Below are 17338 nucleotides of genomic sequence, written 5' to 3'. Positions count from 1 at the left end.
GACGCAGCCCTTCTACATAGGGCCAGTCGATCAAGCCGAAGCTGGAGCGCTGTCCCGGCATGCTTTTGGGGTCCTGCAGCGTTTCAAAGCGGATGTACTTGGCTTTAGCGGTTGGTTCAACCTGCTTGAGCAAGGCTGAAATAGGAAAGCCCATCCACGGAATCACCATCGACCACGCCTCGACACAACGCAGTCGGTAGATACGCTCTTCCAATTGATAAGGCTTCATGAAGTCTTCCAGGGCATAGCGCCCAGGTTTACCGACTTCCCCATCAATCACCACACTCCAGGGTTCGGTCTTGAGTGAACCGGCGTTCTTCGCCGGGTCGCCCTTGTCCGTACCGAACTCATAGAAGTTGTTGTAGTGGGTGGCGTCCTTGAACGGGGTGATGGCTTCGTCTTTTACCGTAACCGCCTGCCATTGGGTGCTGGGCAGCTTATCTGCAAACCAGCCTGGGGCATTGCCCGGCTCGACATCGGCATAACGCGCGGCATCTTCGGCACTCGCCCAACGCGGCAACGCAGTGGCCGCAACACCGGCCAGCGCACCACCGAGCAAGCTGCGACGCGAAAGATAGAAAGATTCAGGCGTGACATCCGATTCATGACAATCGGACGCTTTGGGGATCTTGATTAACATGGCAACTCCGCAGCATTGGAGAACTGATGCACCAATAGACTGCGGAGTATGGGGGAAATTACATTAAGGCAATGTTTTGTCGCGGCGCAGGTGCAGCAGGTATTGAACCGGCCCCGACGCGGCATACACCAGGAACGCCAGCAGCAGAATACGTGGCGGATCACTGAACACGACCGCAAACACCAGCACCACCACCAGGATAGCCACGAAAGGCACGCGCCCCTTGAGGTCAAACTCCTTGAAGCTGTTGTACTTGATATTGCTGACCATCAGCATGCCGGCGGCTGCAACCATCAAGGCCACCAGGAACGACATCTTCGAACCCTGGATGCCGTAGTCACTGAACGCCCAGACGATACCTGCCACCACACCTGCCGCCGCCGGGCTGGCCAGGCCGATGAAGTAACGCTTGTCAGCAGTACCCACTTGGGTGTTAAAGCGCGCCAGACGCAACGCCGCGCCGGCGACATAGATGAAGGCAACCATCCAGCCGACCTTGCCCATATCACCCAGCGCCCAGGCAAATGCCAGCAATGCCGGCGCAACGCCGAAAGCTACCATGTCCGACAGCGAGTCGTACTCGGCACCGAAAGCGCTTTGGGTATTGGTCATGCGCGCCACCCGGCCATCCAGGCCGTCGAGCACCATGGCCACGAAGATGGCGATAGCCGCAAAGCCGAAATACTTGCTGGCACTCGCCGCATCACCCGCCGCCAATGCGCTTTGCGCACTCATGGAGTTGATGATGGAGTAGAACCCGGCAAACAGGTTCGCCGTGGTGAACAGATTGGGCAGAAGATAGATACCACGATGCCGGACCTTGCGACCTTCCGCATCATGCCCTTCTTCGACATGCTCATCGATCGGTAGCAGGCTTTCGGCGTCAGAGGCCTGGTTTGGCTCTTCGGGACGTTCGGTCATGGACTTTACCTTGCAACGGTGTGAAAAGAATTCGACAAATACTTGCAGCGCGTGTTCGCCCGCAAACGATGCAGCTTTATACCAGAACCCGCCCCCAAACGAAAAAACGCGGCCTAAGCCGCGTTTTTTCTGGATACGTACGACTTAGTTTTTGGCTTTGTCGACGATCTTGTTGGCACCGATCCACGGCATCATGGAGCGCAGTTGCTCGCCGATCACTTCGATACCGTGAGCGGCGTTGTTACGACGCTTGGCGGTCATCGAAGGGTAGCCGGTAGCGCCTTCGCTGATGAACATTTTGGCGTATTCGCCGTCCTGAATACGTTTCAGGGCGTTGCGCATAGCCTGACGGGACTCGGCGTTGATGACTTCCGGGCCGGTCACATACTCGCCGTATTCGGCGTTGTTGGAGATCGAGTAGTTCATGTTGGCGATACCGCCTTCGTACATGAGGTCAACGATCAGCTTCAGTTCGTGCAGGCATTCGAAGTAGGCCATTTCTGGCGCGTAGCCAGCTTCAACCAGGGTTTCGAAACCGGCTTTGACCAGCTCAACGGTACCGCCGCACAGTACGGCTTGCTCGCCGAACAGGTCGGTTTCGGTCTCGTCCTTGAAGGTGGTTTCGATGATGCCGGTACGACCGCCACCAACGCCAGCAGCGTAGGACAGTGCCACGTTCTTGGCGTTGCCGGATGCGTCCTGGTAGATCGCGATCAGGTCAGGGATGCCGCCGCCTTTGACGAACTCGGAGCGCACGGTGTGGCCCGGCGCTTTCGGCGCGATCATGATCACGTCGAGGTCAGCGCGTGGCACAACCTGGTTGTAGTGAATCGCGAAGCCGTGGGAGAAGGCCAGGGTGGCGCCTTTCTTGATGTTTGGCTCGATTTCGTTCTTGTAGAGCGCGGACTGGAATTCGTCCGGGGTCAGGATCATGACCAGGTCGGCAGCGGCAACGGCGGAAGCAACGTCAGTCACTTTCAGGCCGTGGGCTTCAGCCTTGGCAACAGTGGCCGAGCCTTTGCGCAGGCCAACAGTCACGTCAACGCCGGAATCTTTCAGGTTGCACGCTTGGGCGTGGCCCTGGGAACCGTAGCCGATGATGGCGACTTTCTTGCCCTGGATGATCGACAGGTCACAATCTTTATCGTAATAAACTTTCATGAGGTTCCTCTATATATCCAGGCCGTAAGGCCATTCGCTAATTTGGGTTAGATGCTGAGTACTTTGTCGCCACGGGCAATCCCGGTGACACCACTGCGTACGGTTTCCAGAATCGAGGCCGTCCCGATCGACTGGATGAAGCTGTCCAGCTTGTCGCTTGTACCGGTCAGTTGAACGGTATAAACGCTGGCGCTCACATCGACGATCTGCCCGCGATAAATGTCGGTGGTGCGTTTGATCTCGGCACGTTGGGCACCCGTGGCCTTGACCTTGACCAGCATCAGCTCGCGCTCGATGTGGGCACTTTCCGACAAGTCGACCAGCTTGACCACTTCGATCAGCTTGTTGAGGTTCTTGGTGATCTGCTCGATCACCTCATCGTGACCAACAGTAGTCAACGTCAGGCGCGACAGGGTCGGGTCTTCGGTCGGCGCCACGGTCAGGCTTTCGATGTTGTAGTTGCGTTGCGAAAACAGGCCGACAACACGAGACAGAGCGCCGGGTTCGTTCTCCAGAAGCAGGGAGATAATGTGCCGCATGATTAGGTACGCTCCGTCTTGTTCAGCCACATGTCGCGCATAGAGCCGTCTTTGATCTGCATCGGGTAGACGTGCTCGCTGGTGTCCACTTGAATATCGAGGAACACCAGGCGGTCCTTCATGGCGAACGCCTCTTCCATCTTCGGCTTCAGATCTTTCAAATCGGTGATGCGCATGCCGACGTGGCCGTAGGCTTCAACCAACTTGATGAAATCCGGCAGCGATTCCATGTAGGAATGGGAGTGACGGCTGTTGTAGCTCATGTCCTGCCACTGACGAACCATGCCCAGCACGCCGTTGTTCAAGCACACGATCTTCACCGGAAGACCGTACTGCAGGCACGTCGACAGTTCCTGGATGTTCATCTGGATGCTGCCCTCACCCGTCACGCAGGCGACGTCGGTGTCCGGGAAGCTCAGTTTCACACCCATGGCCGCCGGGAAACCAAAGCCCATCGTGCCCAGGCCACCGGAGTTGATCCAGCGGTTAGGCTTGTCGAACTTGTAGTACTGCGCAGCGAACATCTGGTGCTGGCCCACGTCGGAGGTCACAAAGGCGTCGCCCTTGGTCACTTCGCACAGGGTTTCGATCACGGTTTGTGGCTTGATGATGCTGCCGTCGCCCTTGTCGTAAGGGAACAGGCCGCGGTCGCCGCGCCATTCGTCGATCTGCTTCCACCAGCTGGCAACCGATTCCTTGTTCGGCGTTTCGCCGATGTCCTTGAGCGCCGCAACCATTTCGGTCAGCACGCTTTCTACCGGACCTACGATCGGCACGTCGGCCTTGATGGTCTTGGAGATGGACGCCGGGTCGATGTCGATGTGGATGATCTTGGCATTCGGGCAAAACTTGCTCGGTCCGTTGATCACACGGTCATCAAACCGCGCGCCCACCGCCAGGATCACGTCGGCGTGGTGCATGGCCAGGTTGGCGGTGTAGCTGCCGTGCATGCCGAGCATGCCGACGAACTGACGGTCCGTACCCGGGAATGCGCCGAGGCCCATCAAGGTGTTGGTCACTGGCAGGTTAAGCAGCTTGGCCAATTCGGTCAGAGGTGCAGAACCGCCGCCCAGAATCACGCCGCCGCCGGAGTACAGCACTGGGCGCTTGGCCGCCAAGAGCATTTCTGCCGCCTTGCGGATTTGACCCGAGTGCCCACGAACGGCCGGGCTGTAGGAACGCAGCTTGGCTTTTTTCGGGAAGACGTATTCGAACTTTTCCGCCGGGTTGGTCATGTCTTTCGGGATATCGACCACCACAGGGCCCGGACGACCGGACTGTGCAAGGTAGAAGGCCTTTTTCATGACTTCCGGGATTTCCGACGCATGCTTGATCATGAAACTGTGTTTCACGATCGGCCGGGAAATACCGATCATGTCGGTTTCCTGGAATGCATCGGTACCGACCATGGTGCTAGGCACCTGGCCAGAAATGATCACCATCGGGATGGAGTCCATATAGGCAGTCGCGATGCCGGTAATGGCATTGGTTGCGCCTGGGCCGGACGTTACCAGCACCACACCGGCTTTACCGGTGGCACGGGCATAGCCGTCAGCCATATGGGTCGCGGCCTGTTCGTGGCGAACCAGGATGTGGGTAACAGCCGGTTCCTTGAACAGTGCGTCGTAAACATGCAGCAGAGCACCACCTGGGTACCCGTAGATATAGTCGACGCCTTCGTCACGCAAAAAGCGGACGAGCATCTCACCGCCAGATAAAAGCTCCACGTTGTTCACCTCTAAAACGCCAGAATACCGTCCGTTAAAAACCGACGGGTCTTAATAGGTTTACTTCTCAACAGAGCATGAGCGACGGTGGTCGCCGACTACGTCAGCACTGACTGAGCAAGTATTGGGATCGTCCCAAGTGTTGCGGGCTTTTCCCACCCAGCGCGAGGTAACGCGTTGCGGGTGTTACAGGTCGGCGCGGATATGCGCCTCATGATCTGCTGAGCGGGCCTGCTTCTGGCAGTCCCGATACAGCGGACTTTGGATTCTTCTGTTTCAGCCCCTTCAAGTCAAGCAATAATTGCGCTTTTTTCCAACTAAGCGCATGAGAACGAAGATTAAAGGGGCTTGAGGAGGGATAAAACTCGCCTGAATGTCGTCAAGCGGTAGAAATGTGCGCAAGACTGCCGAAAAACCCGGCAGTCAGGCAATTAACGAGCGTCGACGATCAATTGGTCGAACTTTTTCAGCGCATTGCGTAAGCCTATGCTTTCAAGCGGGCGATCGGCGTAAACCATCTCCGCCATCTCGAGGATCCCCGAAGCATTGGGCAATGGCAGGTCCTGCTCGAGGATCTGCTTCATGCGCACCAGGAAGATCCATTGCAGCCACTGGTGAAAGTCCAGGGTGTCCACCGAAAACGGCTCGACGCTGCTAAGCGCTTCAGCGCTGGGGGGCACTTCGTCCCACCAACCCTGCACACGTAACTCACGCTCAATCAGCAACAGCTGTTCGGCAATTGCCGGAAACCGTGCATCCATCAGAGGCTGACCTTGGCTTTTTGCCGCGCCTGGGCAGCACCGGCGGCGTCGCCTTGTGCGGCACGCGCGTCACCAATCAAAGCCCACAGGTTGGCTTGCAGGTCGGGGCGACCGTTGGCCAGGGTCAGGCCGCGACGGGCGAACTGCTCGGCTTGCGGCGCGTCGCCCTGGGCCATGCGCACCTGGGCCAGGCGATACAGCACTTGCGGCTCACGCGGCGCCACACGCTGGGCACGCTCAAGGCTCGACGATGCCCCGTTCAGGTCACCACCGGCCTGTTGCTGCTGGGCGGTGGTCAGCAAAGCCAGCACCGGCCCGTCCAGTTGCTCGTCAGCCGACAGGCCACCCGCGTTAGACGACGACGGAATACCGCTCGGCGTGGACGGCGGCATGTTGTAAGTGCCCTGGTTGATCGGCGCCGTCTGGATCGGCGCGGAGTTTGCCGGCCCCGAAGTGCTTGGCCCTGGCGTCCAAGGCTCGGCACTGATCGGCGCCGACGTCGCAGCCCCGCCGCCCGGCACCATCACCACCACGCCCGAATCCTGCGGTATGGCCTGAGGCGTGGCTTGGGCAGGACGCTTGACCACGGTCTGACGGAAACCGCCAGTGGCCGAGATACGGTCGTTATTTGAAACGTTCGTGCTTGAGTCCACCACGGGAATCGAACCGCGCTGCACGCTGGAGCAACCGCCGAGCATAACCAAGGCGGTAATAGCTGGAATCCACAACTTGTTCACTTGAAACCCTCTTTGCTTAATGCATCCAGCCCTTGACCCAATCCATCACCGAATCCGCGTCAGCGGGGGCACTGCCACCGCACGCAGCACCGGCGGGTGGCTCGCTGCCGCGAATATACGGCATCTGTACCGCGCCCGGACAGTTGGCATCGGAACCCTGCCCGGTATGCGGATCAATCCAGGCCTGCACGATGTTGTCCGGCTGCGGCATGTTAAGCGGCAACGGATCGGCCTTGCGCATGAAACTGGTCCACACCTGCAGCGCACCGGTCGCACCAGTGAACGGGGTTTTGCCGTTATCGTCGCGGCCCAGCCAGACCACGGCCAGCACATCCTGGCCGAAGCCTGCGAACCAGCTGTCGCGCGAATCGTTACTGGTGCCGGTCTTGCCCGCCAGCGTCAGGTTCGAGGGCAGCACGCTGTAGACCGAACGCCCGGTGCCTTCACGCATCACGCGCTGCATGGCGTTCTGGATCAGATAGATGGAACCCGCGTCAAAGCGCTGCTGGATCTGGAACGGGTAACGCTTGAGCGGTTCGCCATCGGCGGTCAGCACACTGCGAATGCCGCGCATCGGGGTATTGAAGCCACCGTTGGCGAGGGTTTGGTACATCGTCGCCACTTCCATCGGGGTCATGGCGCCAGCGCCCAGCAGCATCGATGGGAACGCCGGGAACTCACGGGTGATGCCCAGTCGCCCCAGGGTTTTCAGCACATTCGGCACGCCCACTTCAAGCCCAAGGCGCGAGGTGGAGATGTTGTAGGAATGTGCCAGGCCCTGGTACAGGAACACGGTGCCGTGGGAGCGACGATCAAAGTTCTGCGGCGTCCACACCTGGCCATCCGCCCCTTTGACCGACAGCGGGTCATCCGACAGCCAACTGGTCAGCGTGTATTTGCTTGGTTTTTCCAGGGCCGTGAGGTAGACCGCGGGCTTGACCAGCGAACCGATTGGCCGCACCGCATCCAGGGCACGGTTGAAACCGGCAAAACTGGCCTGGCGGCTGCCGATCATGGCCTGCACTTCACCGGTTTCCGGGTTGGTCACGACCATGGCTGCTTCGACTTCATCCGAACCTTTACGGCCGGTCAGGCGTTTGAAGGTGTCGTTGACCGACGCTTCGGCTTTCATCTGCAGGATCGGGTCGAAACTGGTAAAGATCCGCAGGCCTTCTTCGGTCAAGTCTTCGTCGCGGTAATCTTCACGCAACTGGCGTTTGACCAAGTCGATAAAGCCCGGGAATGAACTGTCGGCCAGCTTGCCGCGCGTGGTCACACCCAGTGGCATTTTTTTCGCCGCCGCAACTTGTTCAGCGGTGGCTACGCCCTGCTGTTCAAGTACATCCAACACCAGGTTACGGCGCTCAAGCGCACGTTCCGGGTTGCGGCGCGGGTTGTAATAGGACGGCCCCTTGACCATCCCCACCAGCAACGCGACTTGATGCAATTTCAATTCGGACAAGGGCTGGCCAAAGAAGAACTGGCTGGCCAAGCCGAAACCGTGCACCGCGCGCTGGCCGTCCTGGCCGACGAACACTTCGTTGAGGTACGCCTCGAGAATCTCCTGCTTGCTGTAATGCAGCTCCAGCAGCATGGCCATCATGGCTTCGGTGAGTTTACGGGTGAGGCTGCGCTCGTTGGTCAGGTAGAAGTTCTTGACCAATTGTTGCGTGAGCGTACTGCCGCCCTGGGTCATCTTGCCGCCGGACGTGTTGACCCAGATGGCGCGGGCAATCGACTTGGGCGACACACCCCAGTGGCTGTAGAAATCGCGGTCTTCCACGGCGATCAGCGTATCAAGCAGGTACGGCGGCACCTGATCAAGCTTGATCAGGATGCGATCTTCAAGGTTCTTGGGGTAAATACCGCCGATCAACAGCGGTTCCAGGCGCACCACGGGCAACTTGGAGCCATTGAGCGACGACAGTTCGGCAACGTAATCGCCGGAGAAGCGCACGCGCACCGGCTGGGCTTTCTCCAGGCCTTCATAGAACTGGAAGCCACGGGTATTCAAATCGACGGTATTGCCGCTGACAGCAGCGGCACCGGGGCCATTGCTCACGGGTTCGCGGCGATAGCCCAAGGCGTCGAGTTCGGTAAGGAAGTCTTCCTTGCTCAGCTTTTGGCCGGTGAACAATTCCAGCGGGCGTGCATATACCTTGGCCGGGATGGTCCAGCGCTTGCCGGAGAATTTCTCCTGCACCACGGCGTCGAGGTACACCGCGAAGCCTGCGAGCACCACAAGGCCTACCAGGCTCAGCTTGATGGCCCAGCCCAGCCACGGGCGCAGGCCGCGTGAAGGAGGTTTTTTACGGGAACGGGGAGATCGGGTTCGAGTCATGGCGGCGGATTATACGCACTTTATTGACGATCAACATGAGCCGGACAGCGGTTTGCACGACCGACCGTAACCGCCATAATGCCGGCCATGATTTCCCCCAGACTTTGAAGGATCGCCCGTGAGCCAGTCCCTGATCGCTGCCCTGCAAAACCCGGCTTTGTATCCCCATCCGGTTGAAGCGTTTCAAGTCATTGAGACCCATATTTCCTGGGTCATACTGACCGGCCCCTATGCTTATAAGCTGAAGAAGCCGATGAACTTCGGCTTTCTGGATTTCACCCAACTGGATGACCGCGGCCACTTCTGCCGCGAAGAGCTGCGCCTCAATCAGCGCCTGACCGAAGATTTGTATCTTGACGTGTTGCCAATCACCGGCAGCGCCGAAGCCCCGCAATTGGGCGGTGATGGCCCAATCATCGAATACGCGCTGAAAATGCGCCAATTCCCGCAGAGCCAGCTGCTCAGCACACTGCAAGCCAATGGCGAGGTTACCAGCGCGCACATTGATGATATGGCCAAGCAGATTGCGCACTTCCACCTCACTGCGCCGAAAGTGCCGCAAGACCACCCTGCTGGCACGCCGAATGAGGTGATGGCACCGGTTCGCCAGAACTTCGACCAGATCCGCCCGTTCCTCAGCGACAAAGCCGACCTGGCTCAACTCGAAGCCCTGCAAGCCTGGGCCGAAGCCAGCTTCGAACGCCTCAAGCCACTGCTGGCCCAGCGCAAACTCGAAGGCTTCACCCGTGAGTGTCACGGTGATATCCACTTGGGCAACGCCACCCTGATCGATGGCCAGGTGGTGATCTTCGACTGCATCGAGTTCAACGAGCCGTTCCGCTTCACCGATGTATATGCCGACACGGCCTTTCTGGCGATGGACCTGGAAGACCGCGGCCTCAAATCCCTGGCGCGCCGTTTTATCAGCCAGTACCTGGAGCTGACCGGCGACTATCAGGGCCTGGAAGTGCTGAACTTCTATAAAGCCTACCGTGCACTGGTGCGCGCCAAGGTGGCGTTGTTCAGCATGCCGAGCGAGGCCAGCCCGGTGCAACGCGCCACCACCCTGCGCCAATACCGCAACTATGCGAACCTGGCGGAAAGCTACAGCACTATTCCATCGCGCTTCCTGGCGATAACCCACGGTGTTTCGGCCGTCGGTAAAAGCCACGTGGCCATGCGTCTGGTGGAAGCCTTGGGTGCCGTGCGCCTGCGTTCGGATGTGGAACGCAAGCGCCTGTTTGGCGAACAAAAGGTCGAGAACACCCCGCAAGCCGGTATCTACGCCGCCGAAGCCAGCTCTGCCACCTACGCTCGGCTCAACGAAATCGCCGATACCGTCTTGCGTGCCGGCTACCCGGTAGTGCTGGACGCGACCTTCCTGAAAAGCGCACAACGCAATGCCGCCGCCAAGATTGCCGAGGCAACCGGTGCGCCCTTCCTGATCCTTGATTGCAACGCACCGCAAGCCGTTATCGCCAGCTGGCTGGCGCAACGTCAGGCGGATAAAAACGATCCTTCCGACGCGACGCTCACCATTATCGAAGAACAGCAGGCCAACCGTGACCCGCTGACCGCCGAAGAGCTGCTGCTGAGCAAACGCGTGGAAACCAACGAAAGCGGCACACTCGACGCTCTGGTAGCGCACATTCGCCAGCGTCTGCCCGGCCTGTAAGAAATATTTCTTGGTCGTGTCACCGATCTTCGGTGCACGACCGAGCAATAGTGGCACTATAATGGCGTCATAATTCCAACAGGAGTCGCCGTCATGAGTCAGCCCAAGCTTCTTGATACTCCGCTCTACGCACTCCTGCATAAAGACGACATCCGCGGCTTCAACCAGGAACGCCCCAAAGACGGCCCCATCGACATGCGTGGTGGCGACTTCCGGGGGTTGGACCTGCGTGACCTGAACGCCACGGGCGTGGATTTCACCGACGCCTACTTCCGCTCTGCCGACCTGCGCGGCCTGGACCTGCGCGAGTGCTCGCTGGAAGGCGCCAGCCTGGCCCATGCGCAGATTTCCGGCACCTACTTCTCCCCCGAACTGACGGCTGACGAAATCCTCATGTCGGTCAATTTCGGCACTCGTTTGCGCTACCGCACCAAGTAACTTCATCTTTCGGGCCCCAGCTACGCCTCACGCGTAGCGGCGCCTCCTGCCTGCTTGTCGGCAACACCCTCAAAAATTCTTATAAGCTTTTCAGCCGTTCCTGACCAAAGAACCACGCTTTTCCTACTGAGCGCTACACTCCTTTTCAGGCTTGCCTGGTCACGATACCCACCGCACCATTCGGCCGTCGCAAGGAGGCTTGATGAACGATGAGCTGCAACACCTGAAAAACCTGGGCAAGACGTCGGCGCAGTGGCTGCATGCGGTGGGCATCCACAGCGCGTCCGACTTACGTCGCCTGGGAGCTGTCGATGCCTACCGAGCCGTGCGCACTCGCGGGTTTCGGGCCTCGAAAGTGCTGCTGTATGCAATCGAGGGAGCCTTGATGGACGTGCATTGGAACGACATCCCGACGGAACGCAAGGAGGCATTGAACCGTCAGTTGGAAGCGATTTCAGCGCGTCAGAAAATTTAGGTCTGCAAGAATCCCCAATGTTCATGGGCAGTTCGAACACGTGTTTGAGAAAAACGGCAGATCGTTGAAAAACAGATGTTGACTCTCAAATGAGAATCGTTATGATTATCACAACTGGTCGCGAGATCAGCCGATAACTGAAAGACCATTGGTTCGGACTCTCAGATTATCTCCTCATCAGGCTAATCACGGTTATTTGACCCGGCTCTTGCCGGGTCTTTTTTTACCTGTAAAAAAGCCGATTCAGCGCGCAATGATCAACGGATGCCCACGCTCCGGGTGCGGCTGTACCAGCACCTCCAAACCAAACACCGCCTTAAGTGGCTCGGGCCGCATCACCTGCGCCGGCGTATCCAACGCGTGTGGGCGCCCCTGCTCCAGCAACAGAATTCGGTCGCAATAACGCGCCGCCAGGTTCAGGTCATGGAGAATCACCAGCACCGCAGCGCCGCGATCCGCGAATGTACGTATAGCTTGCAGGGTCGTGTGTTGGTGCAAGGGGTCAAGCATCGAGGTCGGCTCATCCAACAGCAGGGTCTGCCCGGCTTCCCCCGGCCATAACTGCGCCAACACTCGCGCCAGATGCACACGCTGGCGTTCACCACCCGACAGCGCCAGGTAGCTGCGTCCGCTTAAATGGCCCACGTCTGCCGCGTGCAGCGCCGCCTCGATGATTTCGTCATCACGCACGCGTCCGGTCTGATGGGGCAAGCGGCCCATGCCTACAACCTCCTCGACACGAAATGCGAAATCCAGCGTGGAAGTCTGCGGCAACACTGCCAAACGTTGGGCACGTTGCGGCCCGCTCCAGTCCGTCAAGGCTTGCTGATCCAGCCACACCTTGCCCTGATCCGGCTTCAGCTCGCCGCACAACGCACCGAGCAGCGTGCTCTTGCCTGCTCCGTTAGGGCCGAGCACACCGAGCACTTCACCCGGCAGCAAGTCCAGGGTGACATCCGTCAGCACGGTTTTATCGCCACGCCGGACCTGCAACGCTTCTACTCGCAGCATCAGGCGCGCCCTCGCAACAATAAATAAAGAAAAAACGGCGCGCCGATAAAGGCCGTCACGATGCCGATCGGCAGTTCAGCCGGCGCCAGCGCCAGGCGTGCCACCAGGTCAGCAAACAGCAACAGGCTCGCGCCCGCGAGCACAGACGCCGGCAACAACACCCGATGATCCGGCCCGGCCAACAAGCGCACCAGATGCGGCACCACCAGCCCGACAAACCCGATCATGCCCGCCGCCGCTACCGCCGCGCCCACACCGAGGGCCGTGCAAAACACCAGTTCACGCTTGAGCCCTTCAACATCAATGCCAAGGTGATTGGCTTCGGACTCACCCAGCAACAATGCATTCAAGGCTTTTGCACGGCGCGGCAACCACAGCGCCACACCGGCGCTCACCAACAGCAATGGCCACAACCGCGAATAGCTGGCGCCATTGAGGCTGCCAAGATTCCAGAACGTCAGCGTGCGCAAGGTGGCGTCATCGGCCAGATAGGTAAACAACCCCACCGCCGAACTGGCCAGGGCGGTAAGCGCGATACCGGCAAGCAGCATCGTTGCAACGTTGGTCTGGCCGTTGCGGCGCCCCAGGCGATAGACCAGGGCAGTGACGCCCAAACCGCCAAGAAACGCGCACAACGACAGCAGATAAGGCCCGAACGCATCCGGCAGGCCACCAAAAAAAGAACCGCCGACGATAGCAATCGCCGCCCCGAGCGCCGCGCCGCTGGACACACCGACCAACCCCGGATCGGCCAGCGGGTTGCGAAACAAGCCCTGCATCGCCACACCCGACAATGCCAGCACACCACCTACCGCCAAACCCAGCAAGGTTCGCGGCAAACGAATCTGCCCCAGGATCAATTCGGCCTGCTCCAGGCCCTGGGCTTCAATCGGTACGCCCATCAGGCGCAAGGCGGCCTTGAGCGTATCCAGCAACGGCAGGCTGACCGGCCCCAGGGCCAGTGAAAGCCAGATTGCCAGAGGGCATAACAGCGCCAGCCCGATAAACAGCGTTTTCGGTTTAACCAGAGTCGTCATGGGGCAGGTTTAGCCTGGGACGGATAAAACCCGGCAGACAATTGCACCAGGCTTTGCGGCAGACGCGGCCCGAGCCCGCCGACCAGCAGGGTCGGGTCCAGCTCAAACACGCGGCCGTTTTTGGCGGCCGGGGTCGACGCCAGAATCGGGTTTTCCTTGAACAAGGCCGCCCGAGCGGCATCGCCAGTGAGTGCGCGATCAGCAAACACCAGCACATCAGGACTCAGCCCGGCCAGCGACTCCACCGAAAACGGCTTATAGCCCGTGTGGGTCGCCAGGTTATGCCCGCCCGCCTGCTGCAACATCCAATCGGCGGCCGTGTCCTTGCCTGCAATCAGCGGTTTGCCACCTGCATGCCCTAGCAACAAAAGCACACCCGGCGCCTTTTGCGTGGCCTGGGCCTTGGCGACCCAGGCTTGCTGCTGATCCAGCTTTTGTTCATATCCGGTAAACAATTCGTTGGCCTTGGCTTCATCACCCAACAGCTTGCCCAAGTGCTGAAGGTTGCCTTTCAAGGTCGGCAAATTCGGCTCTGCCGAGAACATCTCCACCTGCACGCCCGCGCCGCGAATTTGCGCCAGCACCGGCGGTGGGCCCATCTCTTCAGTCCCGACCAGAACCTGCGGACGCAGGCTTAAAATCCCTTCCGCCGACAGTTGCCGCTGATAACCGATGCTCGGCAACGCCTTGAGCGATGCTGGATGCTGGCTGGTGGTATCCACCCCCACCAGCTTTGACTCCCCGCCCAGCGCCGTGACCCATTCCGATAGCGCCCCACCGGCGCTGACCCAGCATTGCGGCAGTTCAGAGGCTTGCGCCCCGTGGTTGACCAGCAGTGAGGCAACAAGCGCAATAGCGCTGGTACTCAGGCGCATAACAGGGTTTCCTTCCAAGGGCGGGGCCACTCAAGCACTCATGGATGTGACAGATAAACCCTGTCTGGCATCGTACAGAGCACCCAATCAGCTAACGGGCGAAGCCGGCATTTGATAATTGTTTGCATTTGAACGTCAAGGCACTTAAGGATTGTTATGAAGCTTCTCTGCCCCTCAGATGCCCTGGCGCCCAACAGCAGCCGTGGTTTTGAAATAGACGGTTGCAAAGTGTTGGCCGTGCGCCGTGACGGCGTGGCGTACTTCTACCTCAACCGCTGCCCCCATCGCGGCATCCCGCTGGAATGGCAGCCCGACCAGTTCCTGGACAGCAGCGCCAGCCTGATCCAGTGCGCCACCCACGGCGCCTTGTTCCTGATCGAAAGCGGCGAGTGCATCGCCGGGCCGTGCGCGGGCCAAAGCCTTAAAGCCCTGCCCGGCCGTGAAGACGCGCAAGGCCTGTGGGTGCAACTCTAGTCGCCGATCATCACGTCCAGGCGCCGGTCGATGATAATTTCCTGCGGCGTGACCCGCGCACCATAGGCCAACACCTCCACGCCGGCCGCCTTGGCCTCGCGCAGCGCAGCGGCGTAGCCCGCATCGATTTCCACCGCCGGGCGTACAGCGTCAATCCCCGACAGGTTCACGCAATACAACTGCACCGCACGCACGCCCTCACGCGCCAGGTGTGCCAACTCGCGCAAATGCTTGGCGCCACGTTGGGTCACCGCGTCGGGAAACGCTGCCACCGGCGAGCCATCAAAGCCCAAGGTGACGCTCTTGACCTCCACATACGCCGTGCCGTGTGGGTACTCCAAGCGAAAATCGATACGGCTTTTTTCCTGGCCGTAAGGCACTTCGCGCTTCAAGGCGGTAAAACCGTTGAGTTCAGTGATCACCCCGGCGCGCAACGCCTCCTCCACCAGTTGGTTGGCACGCGCGGTGTTGACGCATGCCAGCCGGCCTTGGGGGGTTTCGGCAATTTCCCAGGTACCCGGCAATTTACGCTTGGGGTCTGTGGAGCGACTGAACCAGACCTGGCCGCCCTCCACCATGCAATTGAGCATCGAGCCGGTGTTGGGGCAGTGAATGGTCAGCAACTCGCCGGTCAGCGTTTCGATATCGGTGAGAAAGCGCTTGTAGCGGCGGATCAGCCGCCCTTCTTCGAGGGGAGGATTAAAGCGCATCAGCCTTGCCAGCTCCGCAAGCCACGGGCGATGCGTTCCACCGCCTCCTGTAGCCGATCGAGGTTTTGCGTGTAGGCAAAACGCACATGGTGGCCGGCCTGATAACGACCGAAATCCAGGCCCGGCGTAAACGCCACATGCTCGGTTTCAAGGAAATGACGGCAAAACGCGAAGGCATCACCGCCGAACGCGCTGATATCGGCGTACAAATAGAACGCGCCTTCGGGCTCTACGGCGATGCCGAAACCCAACTCGCGCAAGGCTGGCAGCAGGAAATCCCGGCGGCGCCCGAACTCGGCGCGGCGCTCTTCCAGAATGCTCAGGGTTTGCTCGGTGAAACACGCCAGCGCCGCGTACTGGGCCATGCTCGGCGCGCTGATGTAGAGGTTTTGCGCCAACTTCTCCAATTCGCCCACCGCCGCCGGGGGCGCCACCAGCCAGCCGAGGCGCCAGCCGGTCATGCCGAAATACTTCGAAAAACTATTTAAGACGAAGGCATCGTCGTCGACTTCCAGCACGCTGGCGGCATCGGTGCCGTAGGTGAGGCCGTGATAGATCTCGTCCACCACCAAATGGCCGTTACGCGCCTTGATTGCACTCGACAACCCCGCCAGTTCGTCGCGGGTCAGAATGGTGCCGGTCGGGTTGGCTGGTGAGGCCACCAGCGCGCCAACGCTGTCTGCATTCCAGTGTTTGGCCACCAGCTCAGCGGTCAATTGGTAGCGCACGTCCGGGCCAACCGGCACCAGCTGCGCAGCGCCTTCCACTAGCCGCAGGAAATGTCGGTTGCACGGGTAGCCTGGGTCGGCCAACAGCCAGTGCTTGCCCGGATCGACCAGCAGGCTGCTGGCCAGCAGCAACGCGCCAGAGCCACCGGGCGTGATCAGAATACGCTCAGGGTCGACGCTCAGGCCGTAGCGCTGCTGGTAAAAACCACTGATGGCCTGGCGCAGTTCGGGCAGCCCACGGGCCGCGGTATAGCGCGTCTTGCCGTTGGCCAGCGCGGCCTGGCCAGCCTGGATAATCGGCTCGGCCGTGGTGAAATCCGGCTCGCCGATCTCCAGGTGGATAACATCATGGCCAGCCGCCTGCAGCTCATTGGCTCGCGCCAGTAACGCCATAACGTGAAAAGGTTCGATGGCGCGACTGCGCGCACTGTAGGGCTGGGCCATTAGCCTTCCTTAACGGTGAGGACAAAATCAGGATTCTACCGAACCCGCGCGGTAAAACATGCTCTATTGCCTGCTCGGTCCTCCGTGCTGAACCGGGCAAGCGCCTGCAAAACGACTAAAATCAACATTCGAGACACGCTATACCCAGCCATGGCGTGCCATGACAGTTTGCAAGCCTGCCACGTTGGGCCTCGACAACCGGGAGTGGCGCACCCCGAATCTATCTGGTAAGTTCGCCCGCTTGCAGCCGCAGGGCCGGCAGGTGTCGGTGACGTTGCAATCCTGCGCAATGGATTAGAAGAGTGAGAGGCGGTCTATTCATGTCCACCCAAGCAAAGCAACAGCAGACTCAAGGCCTCGGCGGCTTCGAACCCTATGTGGAAAAAAAGGGCGAGGAGTACATGGGCGAGCCCATGCGCGAGCACTTCACCAAGATCCTGAACAAGTGGAAACAGGACTTGATGCAGGAGGTTGATCGTACCGTTGACCACATGAAGGACGAAGCAGCCAACTTTCCTGATCCGGCCGACCGTGCGAGCCAGGAAGAAGAGTTCGCCCTTGAACTGCGAGCGCGTGATCGAGAGCGCAAGCTGATCAAGAAGATCGACAAGACCCTGCAACTGATCAAGGACGAGGAATACGGC

At 59.7% G+C, this 17338-nt stretch carries 18 protein-coding genes; 5 read left to right on the top strand and 13 right to left on the bottom strand.

Annotated features, from left to right (window positions below; translation table 11 throughout):
- The 8 genes from msrP to mrcB form a co-directional block, all read right to left on the bottom strand.
- Window positions 1-640 (bottom strand): protein-methionine-sulfoxide reductase catalytic subunit MsrP (gene msrP, locus FEM54_RS06660; RefSeq protein ID WP_138450108.1); only part of this gene is annotated, 640 nt, incomplete at its 3' end.
- Between the two features lie 63 nt (window positions 641-703).
- The gene (gene pssA, locus FEM54_RS06655; RefSeq protein WP_017139220.1) at window positions 704-1561 is read right to left on the bottom strand and encodes a CDP-diacylglycerol--serine O-phosphatidyltransferase; all 858 of its coding nucleotides are present in this window, start codon (window positions 1559-1561) and stop codon (window positions 704-706) included.
- Between the two features lie 144 nt (window positions 1562-1705).
- On the bottom strand, window positions 1706-2722 hold the full coding sequence (gene ilvC / locus FEM54_RS06650; protein ID WP_003176099.1) for a ketol-acid reductoisomerase: 1017 nt from the start codon (window positions 2720-2722) through the stop codon (window positions 1706-1708).
- 47 nt (window positions 2723-2769) lie between these two features.
- A complete protein-coding gene (gene ilvN / locus FEM54_RS06645; protein WP_003176102.1) occupies window positions 2770-3261 on the bottom strand; it encodes an acetolactate synthase small subunit in 492 nt (163 codons plus the stop codon).
- A gap of 2 nt (window positions 3262-3263) precedes the next feature.
- On the bottom strand, window positions 3264-4988 hold the full coding sequence (locus tag FEM54_RS06640) for an acetolactate synthase 3 large subunit (RefSeq protein WP_099547656.1): 1725 nt from the start codon (window positions 4986-4988) through the stop codon (window positions 3264-3266).
- A 431-nt stretch (window positions 4989-5419) separates the two neighbouring features.
- Window positions 5420-5749: a YqcC family protein gene (locus tag FEM54_RS06635; RefSeq protein ID WP_017139221.1), complete on the bottom strand. Its 330-nt coding sequence runs from the start codon at window positions 5747-5749 to the stop codon at window positions 5420-5422.
- Window positions 5749-6486 carry a tetratricopeptide repeat protein gene (locus tag FEM54_RS06630; protein WP_017139222.1) on the bottom strand — a complete coding sequence of 246 codons (738 nt, stop codon included), beginning with the start codon at window positions 6484-6486 and terminating at the stop codon, window positions 5749-5751. The genes FEM54_RS06635 and FEM54_RS06630 overlap by 1 nt, the downstream gene beginning before the upstream one ends.
- Window positions 6487-6502: 16 nt before the next feature.
- A complete protein-coding gene (gene mrcB, locus FEM54_RS06625) occupies window positions 6503-8827 on the bottom strand; it encodes a penicillin-binding protein 1B (RefSeq protein WP_099547652.1) in 2325 nt (774 codons plus the stop codon).
- 118 nt (window positions 8828-8945) lie between these two features.
- Here mrcB and FEM54_RS06620 point away from each other — a divergent pair, with 118 nt between their 5' ends.
- The 3 genes from FEM54_RS06620 to FEM54_RS06610 all read left to right on the top strand — a co-directional run bounded on the left by FEM54_RS06620 (window position 8946) and on the right by FEM54_RS06610 (window position 11415).
- Complete coding sequence (locus tag FEM54_RS06620; RefSeq protein ID WP_138450106.1) at window positions 8946-10502, top strand: bifunctional aminoglycoside phosphotransferase/ATP-binding protein; 1557 nt, start codon at window positions 8946-8948, stop codon at window positions 10500-10502.
- Between the two features lie 93 nt (window positions 10503-10595).
- Window positions 10596-10940 carry a pentapeptide repeat-containing protein gene (locus FEM54_RS06615; RefSeq protein ID WP_017139225.1) on the top strand — a complete coding sequence of 115 codons (345 nt, stop codon included), beginning with the start codon at window positions 10596-10598 and terminating at the stop codon, window positions 10938-10940.
- 202 nt (window positions 10941-11142) lie between these two features.
- Entirely contained in the window at window positions 11143-11415 is a 273-nt protein-coding gene (locus FEM54_RS06610) for a TfoX/Sxy family protein (protein WP_017139226.1), read from the top strand.
- 243 nt (window positions 11416-11658) lie between these two features.
- Here the strand turns inward: FEM54_RS06610 and FEM54_RS06605 are convergent, their stop codons facing one another.
- The 3 genes from FEM54_RS06605 to FEM54_RS06595 are packed head-to-tail and all read right to left on the bottom strand — an operon-like array spanning window position 11659 to window position 14338.
- Window positions 11659-12426, bottom strand: coding sequence for a heme ABC transporter ATP-binding protein (locus FEM54_RS06605; RefSeq protein ID WP_138450104.1), 768 nt, complete (start codon window positions 12424-12426; stop codon window positions 11659-11661).
- Complete coding sequence (locus tag FEM54_RS06600) at window positions 12426-13463, bottom strand: FecCD family ABC transporter permease (protein WP_138450102.1); 1038 nt, start codon at window positions 13461-13463, stop codon at window positions 12426-12428. Before FEM54_RS06600 ends, FEM54_RS06605 begins: the two co-directional genes overlap by 1 nt.
- Window positions 13460-14338 (bottom strand): heme/hemin ABC transporter substrate-binding protein, encoded by an 879-nt coding sequence (locus FEM54_RS06595; RefSeq protein WP_138450100.1) that lies wholly within the window; start codon window positions 14336-14338, stop codon window positions 13460-13462. Before FEM54_RS06595 ends, FEM54_RS06600 begins: the two co-directional genes overlap by 4 nt.
- Window positions 14339-14494: 156 nt before the next feature.
- Here FEM54_RS06595 and FEM54_RS06590 point away from each other — a divergent pair, with 156 nt between their 5' ends.
- Window positions 14495-14812 carry a Rieske (2Fe-2S) protein gene (locus FEM54_RS06590; RefSeq protein WP_017139230.1) on the top strand — a complete coding sequence of 106 codons (318 nt, stop codon included), beginning with the start codon at window positions 14495-14497 and terminating at the stop codon, window positions 14810-14812.
- Here the strand turns inward: FEM54_RS06590 and sfsA are convergent.
- Both sfsA and FEM54_RS06580 read right to left on the bottom strand, forming a co-directional pair.
- Window positions 14809-15522 (bottom strand): DNA/RNA nuclease SfsA, encoded by a 714-nt coding sequence (gene sfsA, locus FEM54_RS06585; RefSeq protein ID WP_138450098.1) that lies wholly within the window; start codon window positions 15520-15522, stop codon window positions 14809-14811. The genes FEM54_RS06590 and sfsA overlap by 4 nt on opposite strands.
- A complete protein-coding gene (locus FEM54_RS06580) occupies window positions 15522-16694 on the bottom strand; it encodes a pyridoxal phosphate-dependent aminotransferase (protein ID WP_017139232.1) in 1173 nt (390 codons plus the stop codon). The genes sfsA and FEM54_RS06580 overlap by 1 nt, the downstream gene beginning before the upstream one ends.
- A 320-nt stretch (window positions 16695-17014) precedes the next feature.
- On the opposite strand from FEM54_RS06580, the gene FEM54_RS06575 reads away from it, so the two are divergent.
- Window positions 17015-17338: TraR/DksA C4-type zinc finger protein (locus tag FEM54_RS06575; protein ID WP_138450096.1), on the top strand; the 324-nt coding region annotated here is incomplete at its 3' end.

Origin of the sequence: Pseudomonas edaphica, assembly GCF_005863185.1 — a bacterium.
In the GTDB taxonomy this organism is placed as follows: domain Bacteria; phylum Pseudomonadota; class Gammaproteobacteria; order Pseudomonadales; family Pseudomonadaceae; genus Aquipseudomonas; species Aquipseudomonas edaphica.
This window is presented reverse-complemented; position numbering and strand designations above follow the sequence as displayed.